Consider the following 13,347-nt stretch of genomic DNA (forward strand, 5'->3'; position numbering starts at 1 on the left):
ATACAATTTGCAAAAATCATTATAAAGATTTATAGATGAAATTAAATGAAATAAAATTAGAAAATGATTACTTTGAATTTGATGAAAATTTTTATCAAAGAATTAATCCAACTCCACTAAATAATCCTTTTTTAATCTCTTATAATAAACTTATGTTTGATGAAATATCTTTAGATTATGATGAAGCTAATAGTAAAGACTTTGTAAAGTTTGTAAATGGTGAAAAATCACTTGAAGGTTCAGAACCTTATGCAAGTGCATATGCTGGTCATCAATTTGGTTATTTTGTTCCCCAATTGGGTGATGGTAGAGCAATAAATCTAGGGAAGATTAATTCTTGGCATCTCCAAACTAAAGGTTCTGGCTTAACACGTTATTCAAGACAAGGTGATGGTAGAGCAGTTTTAAGATCTTCAATTCGTGAATATATTATCTCAGAAGCAATGCATGCTTTAAATATTCCTACAACTAGAGTACTTGCTCTTATTTGTTCTACTCATCCGGTTCATCGATACTATGGAGTAGTTGAAACAGGAGCAATTGTATTAAGAATGTCACCATCTTGGATTAGAATAGGTACATTTGAATATTTTGCTAGAAGTAAAAATGCAAAAGAAAATGTTAAACAACTTGCAGATTATGTTATTAGAAACTCTTATGCCCACTTAATTAATGATGAAAATAAATATGAAAAGATGTATTATGAAATGGTTGATAAAACTGCTATTTTAATGGCTAAATGGCAAACTTATGGTTTCATGCATGGAGTGATGAATACTGACAATTTTTCAATGGCAGGACTAAGTATAGATTATGGACCTTTTGCTTTTATGGATTATTTTAATATTAACCAAATTTGTAATCATACCGATAGTGAAGGAAGATACTCTTATCTCAATCAACCATATGTTGGAAAATGGAATTTAGAAGTTTTAGCTAATAGTTTAAAAACAATTTGTGAAGTGGATAAATTAAATGAGTATTTAAAAACGTATTTTCATATTCAAGAAAAAGAGTATTTAACTCTTATGACACAACGACTTGGACTAAATATAGATAAAAGTAGTGATTCTTATGCTACTTTGATTATATCACTTTTGAAAGCTTTACAAACATCTAAAACAGATTATAATCAGTTTTTTTATGAATTAACAAAGTGTAAAAACTATGATGAAATTACAAAAGTAATTGATATCTCAATTTATAGACAAACTTTAGATAAATGGCTTGAAGAGTATATAAAGTTAAGAGAATTAGAGAATCAAGATTTTGAAAAAGTTCAGGAGAGAATCAAAAAAGTAAATCCAAAATATGTGATTAAAAACTATATGCTTCAAGAAGCAATTGACAAGGCAGAAGAGGGTGATTTTACTTTAGTAAATGATTTGCTAAATATTGCACAAAATCCATATGATGAGCATAATGAGTATGAAAGATACTCAAAAGCTACACCACTAGAATTTTCAAATATAAAACTTAGTTGTTCCTCATAAGATAAGTGCTTATCTTATTTAAATGGGATAATAAATTCAATATCCACATCGGAAAATGATTTGTTTTGGTGTAAAGCAGCACATTTTTTACTAAAAGCTATAAATGAATTTTTCATTCCAAAATCTAAAATATCAATACTCCCTTTTGCAACAATATTTCCATTTGTCATTTCATATTTCATAGGAATAGATTTAGATACTTCATTCATTGTAACATTTAATGTCAATTCTTTTGTAGATTCATTAACCTTTGTGATTGTTCCTTTTATCTGTTCTGCACTTACAAGTGAAAACAATGTAGAGGTTATATTTTTATTTCTAACTGGATTTTTAGACTCTAAAGAACTAGTTTGAATTGTAACCATAGCACTTTTTAGAAAAGTAGATAAATTATCAGATGATTTTATATCTGTTTTTATATCATTAAAGGTACCAGATACAGGAACTTTCTTTTCTGTTTTAAAGCCTGTCCATTTCACAGTTAAATTTCCGTTTAATTCATAGGCATTTAAGGAACATAATAATCCAACTGATAACAGTAAAGTTAAAAAAATCTTTTTCATAGGTAATCCTTTATTAATATTTAGAATAAAAGTACATCAATAAAAGTGAAACCTAAATTACAAGCTAAAATTAATATAATTGATTAAAAAAGAATCAAGTTTTCAATGGGTTATATTATACCGCTCCCATTAGAGCTTTTTTAGTATTTCCCATAAGAGCAATCATTTCATCATAACTTTTATCAATAGAATCTAGTGGAGTTGAAAGAATTTCCTCATAAACTTTTTCTATTTTCTCTTCGCTAGACAATTTTTTTAAATCGCTTTTCTCTAAAGAAGCAAAATCTAAAACTTCATTCCAGACAGAACTTTCATCTAACATAAAAGCTGAAAATTTAATACCTTCATATTCAAAAGTGCCATTTGCATCTAAATCAATTACATAAAGTAAGTTGATAGAATCTTTATCAAAGAACTCTCCATATTTTGAAAAAAAATCTTTAAAATATCCAAATGTTTCAAGTTCACATGCAAAGAATTTAATCTTTTCATTTTCACTTACCATAATAACTTGTCTTGCTTGAGATTTTGGGGGCATAACTCTTGTTTCAGATAATCGTTTACCCTCTTCAATAATTAAAGCACCTCTATATCCATGTAAAGAAGTAATATTTCCACTAAATGATGGTTGCCATTCTAGATTATTTTCTTTGATGTATTCAATTGGTGTCATTGAGTTTCCTTTTTTAAATATGGAACTTTATATACATTTATCGTTCCTTTAGATAAAAAGAGTTTAGACTTTTTTAAGCTTCTTCAACAAGAACTTTATTTCTTCCTTCATTTTTTACTTTGTAAAGTAATTTATCAGCAAGTTTATATATTTTTACACTAGTTGCATTTTTTGCACTAATTACGATACCTCCAATTGATACAGTGATATTTTTTGATGCTTCACTTTTAGAATGTTCTATATTCAAATCTTCAATATTTGTTCTTATTCTTTCTAATATTTTCCTAAAATTAGTAGTTGTAATATCCGTTGTCAATATTCCAAACTCTTCTCCTCCCAATCTAAAAGCAAAGTCATTAGCTCTAAAAATAGTCTCCCTTAAACATAAAGCAACACTTTGCAAAGCATAGTCACCTTTATCATGTCCGTAAGTATCATTGTATTGTTTAAAAAAGTCAACATCTAAAATAGCAAAAGCAATTGTTTTGTTATCCCTTTTTGCTCTTAGGATTTCTTTTTCTATTGTCAAATTAAAATATCTTCTATTGTAAGTTTGAGTTAGTTCATCTGTAACTGACATTTTTTCGATTCTTTTTTTATCTGTTATATCTATAGCTACTAATGCATATCCCGTAATTGTATTGAGATTATTATACATGGGCGAAATTTTAGTATGGACATAATAAGTCTCACCATTTTTTTTAATATTTTTAATCTCACCTTCCCATTTTTTCCCTGAATAAATAGTATCCCACATTGAAAAATAGAATTCATTTGGTGTTTCTGGATGTCTTAAAATATCATGATTATGTCCAATTAGTTCTTCCTTTGAATAACCACATATCAAACAAAAAGCATCAGAAACATCTAAAATTTTGCCATTTATATCAACTTTTAAAGTAATCAAATAATCATTTATGATTTCAAGATATGTTTTGTTTTCTTCAAGTTTATCTTCAATCATTTTTTTGTTTTTTTTACTTTCTGTAATATCAACAAATGATGCAATATAGAAAAAATCGTTAGCTTCTGTATATATTTTTGAAATACTAAGTTCCTCAGTATAAGGCATACCATTTTTTCTAATATTTGTTATTTCACCTTCCCAATGGAGATGTTCATTTAGATTATCCCAAATATTTTTATAAAATAACCTAGTATGGTATCCAGTTGATTTTAGTATCTTAGGAGTTTTATTTAAAATTTCTTTTTCTTCATATCCTGTGATTTTTGTAAAAGATTTATTAACTCTTTGAATTTTATTATCTTTATCTGTAACTAGAATTCCATCATGAGAGTTTTCAAACATCTTATCTGAAATTTTAAGTCTGAGTCTTGTTTCTTTTTCTCTAGTATTATAATTTGCAAAGATTATTGAAATAATCATTGCAATAAAAAAGTATAAAAATGCTAACCACATGATTGTTTTTAGATAAGTATTTACTCTATTTTCAATTAGATTATTATCAATTATTGTAATTAACTTTAGTGTTAGTGGTTGTATTTTAGGGTTTTTATTAATCCACGAAGTAAGATTAATCTCATTTACATTGACATGAAAATTATCAGTTTTAAATGTTCCTTTTAAATTGTCATTCAAATTATTAGATATTTCAATTGATAAGTTTTTGTAAATATTATCAAATGTAGAGTTTTTATCAAATATAAATTTAGAACTTAATTTTTGATTTAGTATATAATTATCTTTGTTTATAATTAGAGTTTCTAAATCAAAATTTGAATTTGAGAAGATACTAAATAATTCAGTTAAAGGATAATTAATTACCAAAAATCCATCAGGTTTATCTTTATCAAAAAGTGGTGTTATGACATTTAGAAATGGCATTTTAAAAGTAGTACGATTATTGCTTTCTTTTTCTATTTTTATTGGTGAGAGGTAAATATCACCTTTTTTTAGTTGTTTTATAATAGATGGATACTTATTATTTATAAGTTTACTCGTCCTCTTATTTCTTATTTCTAATAGTTTTGTTCCATCATTTTTTAAAAAACAAATTTCCAAATAAGAATTTTTTAATGCAAGTAAAGTTGATAACTCTTTTTTTATAGTTGAATAATCTTTGTTAAGTTCATACACTTCTGAAATATATAGTAAGTCTTTTTTTAAAGTCACAAAATTATTTTTTGCAGTTGATATTTTGAGATTTAATTCTGATTCAACAGCATTATTTATCTCTTTTTTATAAATATTTTCTAAGTTTTTTATATAAGTGATTGAAACTAATAAAAAAATAAAACTAAAAAATATTAAACTTTTTAAAAAAACATAACTTACATTTTTATTCAAATTGCCAATTCCTAATCAAAAGTTATTTATTATATCACTAAATTAATAATTTTTGATTAAGCCAATTTATTTTGTATCTATAGAATATCTCCCTGGTCCCATTATCATCAAAATAAAAGCATTGAACATATAGAAAAATTGTAATTCTAATGCTAATCCACCACTTTTGCTTAATGAAAATAAATCTGCACTATGAACTAGATATATTGCGAATACTATATTAATTATAATTACAAATGAAAAAAACCTAGTGTAATATCCAATTATAATAAAGATAGGAGCAACGATTTCTCCTATATAGACTCCATAAACAAGAAACTGTGGAAGGTTATTTCCTAATAAAGTAGATTCAATAAAAGATGTTCCATGAATAAGTTTTGCATATCCATGAAATATAAATAAAAAACCTAAAAATAGTCGTAAAAATAATTTTGCTAAATTTTCATTCAAAGAATTATCCATTGTTTGTCCCTTTTTAGTATAATATTTAAAATTAGTTAATGAATGGTTAATTAACTTGACCTTTGGTCAACCTTAAGACTAAATAAAGATTTTAAAGATATACTTTCAAACTTGACCGACGGTCAGTCAAATTATTTAAGGAAGTTTATGAGTCCTAAAAAAATCAATAAAGAAATTAAAAGAAGAGAAATTGCACTTGCGTGTTTTGATTTAGTTCATGATGCGAGAATGAGAAACTTAACAGTTGCAGATGTCGCAAAAAAAGCAGAGATAGGGAAAGGAACTATATATGAATATTTTGAAAATAAAGATGACATAATTTTTGAAATAATAAATATGCATATTGAGTTTCAACATAATGAGATAATAAATAATATTAAAAAAGAAAAAATTATAAAAAATAAGGTACTTCAACTTTTTAAGTTTGTAACAAATAGTTCAGAAGAAAATTTAAAGCATTTCAATGGATATAGAGAATACTTATCAATTGTATTAGCTGAAGAAAATATCAAAAGATGTAAGTTTAATAACTCATGTACAAATTTTTTTAAAAATCAATTAAGTTTGATAATTGAAGAAGGGATAAAAAATGATGAACTATTACCTATTGCTAGAAATTTTATAGATGGAATTATGATTTTTGAAAAAGGTCTTACTTTGATGAAAATGACACAGTTGGAATTTAATGCAGTAGATGCTTGTGAAAAGTTTTTAGATAATATTTTTGAAGTTATGGAGAAAAAAGATGATAAATAAAAAATATGCAAGAATAGTTTTTGCATTTTTTATGGCGCTAATAATGAGTTTTATAATGAGTTTTGTAATTACATTTATAAACTTAGATCTTGTAGAAGGATTTGTGTCCAAATGGATGGAAGCATTTGTTAAAGCATTTATCTGTGCTTTTCCTATTGTCTTTGTTGTAGCACCTCTTGTGCATAAAATCACTAATAAATTAATAAAAATAGAAGGATATTAAATGTTTAAAAAATTAGTAATTGTAGTTCTTTCATCAATAACATTATATGCAGCTGGTGGACCCTCATTAGTTGAAACTACAAAGATAATAAAAGGGGAAGTAAATCCTTTGCAAGAGTTTGTAGGAACATTAAAATTTGATAGAAATTCTGTTTTAGCAGCACAAAACTCTGGGGTTGTTCAAAAAATAAATTTTGAAGTAGGGGATATAGTTAAAGAAGGTAAGACATTAGTTCAAATTGATGCTGATATCTTAAATGCGCAAGTTGAATCAGCAAGAGCAAATGCATTAAATGCACAAAGAGATTATCAAAGATATACAAAATTATTAGAGACAAAATCTATTTCGCAAAAACAATATGATGATATTAAATTAAACGCAATTACTACAAAAAGTACTTTGAATGAACTAGAAATAGAAAAAAAGAAAAAAAGTATTAATGCACCATATAGTGGTATAGTAGTTGAAAAATCAATAAACTTAGGAGAGTGGGTAAATGCTGGAACGGCATTACTTTCAATAGTAGACACATCAAAAGCTGAGATAACTTTTAATGTTCCTTTAAATATTTTTAATGGCTTAAAAAAAGGTGCTATTTATGATATTAATGTGGGTGAAAATATTTTAAAAGGAAAAATGAGTGGAGCAATTCCAAGTGGTGATAAATTAACTAGAACTTTCCCCGTTAAATTTAAAGCTAATACTAAAAATGTGTTTGTATTTGATGGGCAAGAAGCAAGAGTGAGTTTATCAAAGAATGCTAAACAAGAATCTCTTATAGTTCCAAGAGATGCCGTAATAAAAAGATTTGGAAAAAATATTGTCTTTATTATAGATGATAAAATGATTGCTCAAATGATTCCTGTACAAGTTATTGCATACTTAGAAAGTAAAGTTGCTATTAAAGCTGAAGGATTAACTGTTGGTCAAGATGTTGTTACTAAAGGAAATGAAAGAGTTTTCCCTAATTCCCCTGTAAAAATAATAAACAACTAGAGATACTTGTTGTCTCTTTTAGGACTTGTTTCTTAAATGGAATTTTTCCATTGCTAAAAGAAATTAGAAATGAAAATGTTCCCTTAATCATGGGAACAATTAAAGGAATGAAAAATGGATTTAATTAAGTTTTCGATTAAAAATCCTGTAACAATTATTGTTTCAGTTTTAATCGTAGTATTGTTTGGTTTTTTATCACTTTCTAAATTACCATATCAATTAACACCTTCAGTTACAAAACCTGAAATTAAGATTACAACAACTTGGGCAGGTGCAACTCCTCACGAAGTTGAAAGAGAAATAATTGAAGAGCAAGAAGATGCTCTTAAAAGTTTGAATAATTTGGAAAAATATGAATCGTCAGCTAGTGATAATCAAGGTGAAATTACTTTAACTTTTAAATTATCTACTGATATTAGAGTTGCTTTGCAAGATGTTTCAAATAAATTAAATGAAGTAAGTTCATATCCTGATAATGTTGATGAACCAATAATTGAAACAGCAACAGCAAGTCCTGTTATTTGGATGATGTTGCAAACTATTGATAATAACCCAAGACATATAGATGAGTATAGAACTTTTTTTAATGATGAAATAAAGCCAGTTATAAAAAGAGTAAATGGTGTTTCAGGAACTATGGATATTGGTGGTAGAGAAAAACAAATGCAGATTGTATTTGATACCAATAAACTTGCTTCTTATGGTTTGACTATTTCACAAGTAATTTCAATTATTCAAAATGAAAATATTGATGTTTCTGCTGGTATTCAAAATATAAATAGAAGAGCCTACCGAATTAGAACTGTGAATAAATTTACATCACCTACAGATATTGAGAAAGTAGTTTTAATCTCAACAAGAGATAAAAAAGTCACTATTAAAGATATAGCAAAAGTTGATTTTGGTTATGAAACTGCAAATGGTGTTGCAATGTATTTAGGTGAAGATGGAATATTTTTAGGAGTTCAACCAAGTGCAGATTCAAATGTTGTTGAGCTTACAAATGAAGTTGAAGAAGTTGTAAATAGACTTAATGCTGGAATTTTAAAAGATAAAAAACTAAAAATACAATGGATATATGATCAAAGACCATATATAGTTGGTTCTGTTGACTTAGTACAGAAAAATATTATTATAGGTGGAGTTCTTGCAATATTTATTTTAATTTTATTTTTAAGAAGCATTTCTCCTACTGCTGTTATTTCTGTGGCTATTCCAATATCTATTATTGGTACATTTATTATATTAGATGCTATGGGGAGAAGTTTAAATACTATTTCTTTAGCTGGTATCTCCTTTGCTGTTGGTATGTTAGTAGATAGTGCTATTGTTGTTTTGGAAAATATTGACAGGCATAGAAAAGAGGGAATGAGTGTGGCAGATGCTGCATATAAAGGTGCAAGTGAAGTTTGGGGTGCGTTGATTGCTTCTGCACTTACAACTATTGCAGTATTTTTGCCAATTGTATTTTTGCAAGATGAAGCTGGACAATTATTTAAGGATATTGCTATTGCAGTAACAGCATCTGTTACATTCTCATTATTTGTTTCTATTTCAGTTATTCCAATGCTTTGGAAAAAATTTGCAGGAATGTCAAAAAGAGAGCCAAAAGATGCTGGTGCAATAGCAAATTTTGGTCATAAAATGGTTGATTTAATTATGTCTATTGTTACATTGTCATTAAGAAGTACATTTACAAAAGTAGTGACTATTTTGGCTTTAACAATATTTTCTATTGGTGCTATATATGTTCTTTTCCCAAAACTTGATTATTTACCAAAAGGGAATAAAAATTTGATTTTTAATATTTTAATTACTCCTCCTGGTCTTTCATACGATGAAAGATATGGAATGGGAACTTATTTAATGAAACAAGTTGAACCTTATATAAATAAAGATGTGGGGAATACTCCAGGGCTTAATAGAGCTTTTTATGTCTCTTTTGGAGACTTTACTCTTTTTGGTGGAACTTCAATGCATGAAGATAGAGCGGCTGAACTAATACCAATGTTTATTCCAATAGTCAATTCAATGCCATCTGTTTTTGGAGTTTCTCTTCAATCAGGTGTATTCGAATCAGATATAGGTGAGGGGAATAGTGTTGATATTGATATAAGTGGTGAAAAGATTGAAGATATTGCAAATATTGGGGCACAACTTTTTGGAGCTACTATGGGAGCAATTCCAGGTAGTCAAGTTCGACCTGTGCCATCTATAGAATTACTTTATCCAGAAGCTAGAATCAAACCAGATAGAGATGCTTTAAAAGCATTAGATCTTAGCTCTCGAGAATTGGGTATTGCAGTTGATGTTCTTATGAGTGGAAGAAAAGTGGGTGATTTTGAACAAGATGGTAAAAAGAAAATTGACTTAATATTAAAAGCAGATGAAAATATCATCAAAACACCTGAAGATATTATGGTAACACAGCTTGCTTTACCTAATGGAATGATTCTACCAGTCTCTTCTTTAGCTGAATATATTTCAACAACTGGAATTTCAGAAATTAGACACTTAAATGGGAAAAGAACAATTACTTTACAAGTTACACCACCAGAAGGTATGACAATAGACGAAGCTATGAAAATAATTGGTGGAATGTTAAAAGGAATGAAAGAAAAGGGAATTGTTAAAGATAGTGTTAAAATTGGTATTTCTGGAACAGCTGACAAGTTAACTGAGACCATAAAACTTTTAATGGATAATTTTATTTTAGCTTTAGTAATTGTGTATTTACTTATGGCTTCATTATTTGGTAATTTTTTATATCCTATAGTTATTATGTTCACTGTTCCTTTGGCAACAGCAGGTGGATTTATTGGATTAAAACTTACAAATACATTTATTGCTCCCCAACCCTTGGACATATTAACAATGTTAGGGTTTATTATTTTAGTTGGAATTGTTGTAAACAATGCAATTTTAATAGTTCACCAAAGTTTAAATTACATAAGAGATGAAGGAATGGAACATAAAAAAGCAGTAATAGAAGCTACAAGAACAAGAATTAGACCTATTTATATGAGTTCCTTAACTTCTGTATTTGGTATGTTACCTTTAGTTTTAATACCAGGGCCAGGAAGTGAATTTTATAGAGGTTTAGGTTCTGTTATAACAGGTGGGTTAGCATTTTCAACAATATTTACAATATTTGTTACTCCTGCGCTTTTAATGTTTTTTATAAAATTAGAACAAAGAGTAAAAAGAGGTAATAATAAGGGACCTGTTGATGTTAGTAAATCTTAAGGATAAAAATGAAAAGAATTAAATATTTAGTATTGTCATCTTTAGTTGCAACAAATTTATTTGCAATATCACTCGATGAGGTTTTAAATATCTCATTGGAAAAAAACTTAGATATTGCAATAAGTAATTATGAATATAAAGAGACAAAAGAAGATTATAATAAATCAAAATCGGCTTTTTTGCCAAAAGTTGATTTGTCATATTCTTATAATAATAGTAATAACCAAATACCTGGACAAATAAAAGAAGATTCAACTGCAAGTGCAATAGTTTCTTATAATCTTTTTAATGGTTTTAAAGATTTTAGTGAACTTTATAGTACTAAATATTTAAGAAATGCTTCGAAATTTTCTTATAATGCACAAAAGCAAGATATTTTATTAAGTACAAAAGAAGCATATATTGATTATTTAAATAAAAGAAAAAATCTTCTAACTCAAGAGGATTCATATAAACTATTTGAAAATCAATACATAGATGCAAAAAATCAGTTTATACAGGGATTAGTTTCGAAAAATGACTTATTAAAAGTTGAAGTTAATATGTTAAATGCTAAACAAAGTGTAATTCAAGCAAAAGGAGATTTAAATATCTCTTTATATACCTTGAGTAATATTTTAGGTGGTTATGATTTAACAAATGAAAAAATAGAAGAATTAAATATAAATCAAAATAAAATTTTTACTTATGATGTAGCACTTTTAGAAAATAGAAGTGAAATAAAAGCATATGAATTAAATTTAAAAAGTATAAAAGAACAATATTTTGGCTCAAGAAGTACTTTTATGCCAAAAGTTGATGCTTCTATCTCATATAATAAATATGGAGATGATAAAAATATTGGTGGAAGAGATTCCTATCCTGATTCACAAGAAGTGGTGAATGTAACTGCTTCATGGAATTTGTATAATGGGAATAGTAATTACAGTGATATTATTAAAAAAAATATTCAAGTAAAAAAAGCAGTGGCAAATTTAGAAAAAATTAGATTAAGTATAAAACTTCAATATCAAAATGCACTCTCTTCTCTTGCTGTATCAAAAGCTAATTTTGAGACCTCAGAATTAGCACTTAAACAAGCAAAAGAAAATTATACAATAGTTAAAAACAGGTTTCAAGAAGGATTATCCGATAATACAGATTTAATTGATGCAAACTACTTACTTAGTGCAGCAAAACAGAGTTACTATAAAGCTTATTATGATAAATATATTTCTATAGAAACTTTAAATAGAATTTTAGAGAAGTAGTTAAAATATATTATTATTTCCAAAACAAGGGCTTGTCTTTTTGCCCTTGTTCTCTTTGTTTTGGTTCAATTCTTTTTTCAGGTTTATAGTTATCATATTTAAAAGGGTTTCTAAATTGTAAAGAAGTAGGAGTTGGTCCTCCATTTTTTTCTACAGTTCTTGGTTTATATGTATCTCCTAAACTTGACCAACTTTTAGGTAAAAGAATATAAGCAACTACTAATATAATTATCACTAATGATATTATTATATATAGCCATTTATTACTTGATTCTTTTTCTTCCATTTAGTTCCTTTTATTTATTCTTATTATCCCAAAAAATTGGTTTTTTACCTTCTTCATTATCTTCCATTTGTTTTTGCATAAAAGTACTTTTTTTAGGGGGTTTATATTTGTCATATTGAAATCCACTTCTAAATTGTAATTTAATTGGGTCAGAACTTTTACTTGAACTTCTTAAACTATATGTATTACTAAAGTTATTTTGATTTAAAGGAATAAATAAATAACATAAAATTAGTATTAATAAAACAACAGCTATTTTTATATACTTAGACCACTTATTAGATGTTTTTTCCATATGAAATCTTCCTTATATACTCATTATATTGGAAAAATAATAAAATCTATATAAGGAAACCATTTGCTAACATTATATCTTTTCCATCATCTGTAACTTTACTTTTGTCCCATGGTGGATCAAAGGTAAGATTTACATGTACTTCTTCTATTTCTTCTATTACTTTTACTGCATATGATACATCATTGACTAAACTATCAGCAACAGGACAACCTGGACTTGTAAGAGTCATATCCACATTACAAATAAGTATTTTATCTTTTTCTTGTAAATCTATTTTATAAATCAATCCCAAATCATAAATATTTACTGGAATCTCTGGATCAAAGATATGTTTTAATTGTCCAACTACTCGCTGTGTTATCTCTTCTTTATTATAATTTTCCATTTATTTTTCCTTCGCATACTCTTTTATTTTTTTTATCATACCTTGTACACCACTTTGTCTATTTGGTGTTATTATCTCTGTTAAGTTTAATTTATCTAAAATATTTATATCTAGAGTATTTATATCATCTTTTTTTTCATTTGAAAATATTGTTGTAATGATGTAAACCAAACCTTTAACAATAGCAGCATTTGAATCTGCTCTAAAAATTAATTCATCATTTTTTTTATCTTTTACAAGCCATACTTTAGAAGTACAACCTTGCACTAAATTTTCTTCAACCATCTCTTTTTCATCCAAAGGGCTTAGTTTTTTACCCAAATCTATAATAAATTGATATTTTTCAAGTTCATCATCAAAAAGTTCCAAATCATCTTTAAACTCTTCAATCTTTTTTTCAATACTCAT

14 protein-coding genes are annotated in these 13,347 nt (G+C 26.9%); 6 read left to right on the plus strand and 8 right to left on the minus strand.

The features are described from left to right. The first annotated feature begins 35 nt into the window (after positions 1–35). Entirely contained in the window at positions 36–1,493 is a 1,458-nt protein-coding gene (locus CRU95_RS05655; RefSeq protein ID WP_129100167.1) for a YdiU family protein, read from the plus strand. A 14-nt stretch (positions 1,494–1,507) separates the two neighbouring features. On the opposite strand, the gene CRU95_RS05660 is transcribed toward CRU95_RS05655, so the two are convergent. From CRU95_RS05660 to CRU95_RS05675, 4 genes are all read right to left on the minus strand, one after another. Further along, positions 1,508–2,056 (minus strand): YceI family protein, encoded by a 549-nt coding sequence (locus CRU95_RS05660; RefSeq protein ID WP_129100168.1) that lies wholly within the window; start codon positions 2,054–2,056, stop codon positions 1,508–1,510. Between the two features lie 115 nt (positions 2,057–2,171). Next, positions 2,172–2,729, minus strand: a complete 558-nt coding sequence (locus CRU95_RS05665; RefSeq protein ID WP_129100169.1) for a hypothetical protein — start codon at positions 2,727–2,729, stop codon at positions 2,172–2,174. 73 nt (positions 2,730–2,802) lie between these two features. Beyond that, positions 2,803–5,037 carry a sensor domain-containing diguanylate cyclase gene (locus CRU95_RS05670; RefSeq protein ID WP_129100170.1) on the minus strand — a complete coding sequence of 745 codons (2,235 nt, stop codon included), beginning with the start codon at positions 5,035–5,037 and terminating at the stop codon, positions 2,803–2,805. 66 nt (positions 5,038–5,103) lie between these two features. Continuing rightward, complete coding sequence (locus CRU95_RS05675) at positions 5,104–5,499, minus strand: DoxX family protein (RefSeq protein ID WP_129100171.1); 396 nt, start codon at positions 5,497–5,499, stop codon at positions 5,104–5,106. Positions 5,500–5,646: 147 nt separating this feature from the next. Between CRU95_RS05675 and CRU95_RS05680 the strand changes: the two genes are divergently transcribed. The 5 genes from CRU95_RS05680 to CRU95_RS05700 all read left to right on the plus strand — a co-directional run bounded on the left by CRU95_RS05680 (position 5,647) and on the right by CRU95_RS05700 (position 11,970). Next, the gene (locus tag CRU95_RS05680) at positions 5,647–6,255 is read left to right on the plus strand and encodes a TetR/AcrR family transcriptional regulator (RefSeq protein WP_129100172.1); all 609 of its coding nucleotides are present in this window, start codon (positions 5,647–5,649) and stop codon (positions 6,253–6,255) included. Further along, positions 6,245–6,478, plus strand: coding sequence for a DUF2798 domain-containing protein (locus tag CRU95_RS05685; protein ID WP_129100173.1), 234 nt, complete (start codon positions 6,245–6,247; stop codon positions 6,476–6,478). Before CRU95_RS05680 ends, CRU95_RS05685 begins: the two co-directional genes overlap by 11 nt. Then, complete coding sequence (locus CRU95_RS05690; protein ID WP_129100174.1) at positions 6,479–7,474, plus strand: efflux RND transporter periplasmic adaptor subunit; 996 nt, start codon at positions 6,479–6,481, stop codon at positions 7,472–7,474. A 114-nt stretch (positions 7,475–7,588) separates the two neighbouring features. Next, complete coding sequence (locus CRU95_RS05695) at positions 7,589–10,720, plus strand: efflux RND transporter permease subunit (protein ID WP_129100175.1); 3,132 nt, start codon at positions 7,589–7,591, stop codon at positions 10,718–10,720. A gap of 8 nt (positions 10,721–10,728) precedes the next feature. Continuing rightward, positions 10,729–11,970 (plus strand): TolC family protein, encoded by a 1,242-nt coding sequence (locus CRU95_RS05700; protein ID WP_129100176.1) that lies wholly within the window; start codon positions 10,729–10,731, stop codon positions 11,968–11,970. Between the two features lie 13 nt (positions 11,971–11,983). Here CRU95_RS05700 and CRU95_RS05705 read toward each other — a convergent pair whose 3' ends face one another. Genes CRU95_RS05705 through CRU95_RS05720 form a run of 4 tightly spaced genes read right to left on the minus strand, consistent with a single transcriptional unit; the run spans position 11,984 to position 13,347 of the window. Then, complete coding sequence (locus tag CRU95_RS05705) at positions 11,984–12,256, minus strand: hypothetical protein (RefSeq protein WP_129100177.1); 273 nt, start codon at positions 12,254–12,256, stop codon at positions 11,984–11,986. Positions 12,257–12,266: 10 nt separating this feature from the next. Continuing rightward, positions 12,267–12,551 carry a hypothetical protein gene (locus CRU95_RS05710; protein WP_129100178.1) on the minus strand — a complete coding sequence of 95 codons (285 nt, stop codon included), beginning with the start codon at positions 12,549–12,551 and terminating at the stop codon, positions 12,267–12,269. Positions 12,552–12,597: 46 nt separating this feature from the next. Next, positions 12,598–12,939: a metal-sulfur cluster assembly factor gene (locus CRU95_RS05715; protein ID WP_129100179.1), complete on the minus strand. Its 342-nt coding sequence runs from the start codon at positions 12,937–12,939 to the stop codon at positions 12,598–12,600. Next, on the minus strand, positions 12,940–13,347 hold the full coding sequence (locus tag CRU95_RS05720) for a SufE family protein (protein WP_013134679.1): 408 nt from the start codon (positions 13,345–13,347) through the stop codon (positions 12,940–12,942).

Origin of the sequence: Arcobacter sp. F2176, from assembly GCF_004116465.1 — a bacterium.
GTDB classification, from domain to species: Bacteria; Campylobacterota; Campylobacteria; order Campylobacterales; family Arcobacteraceae; genus Arcobacter; species Arcobacter siniprincipis.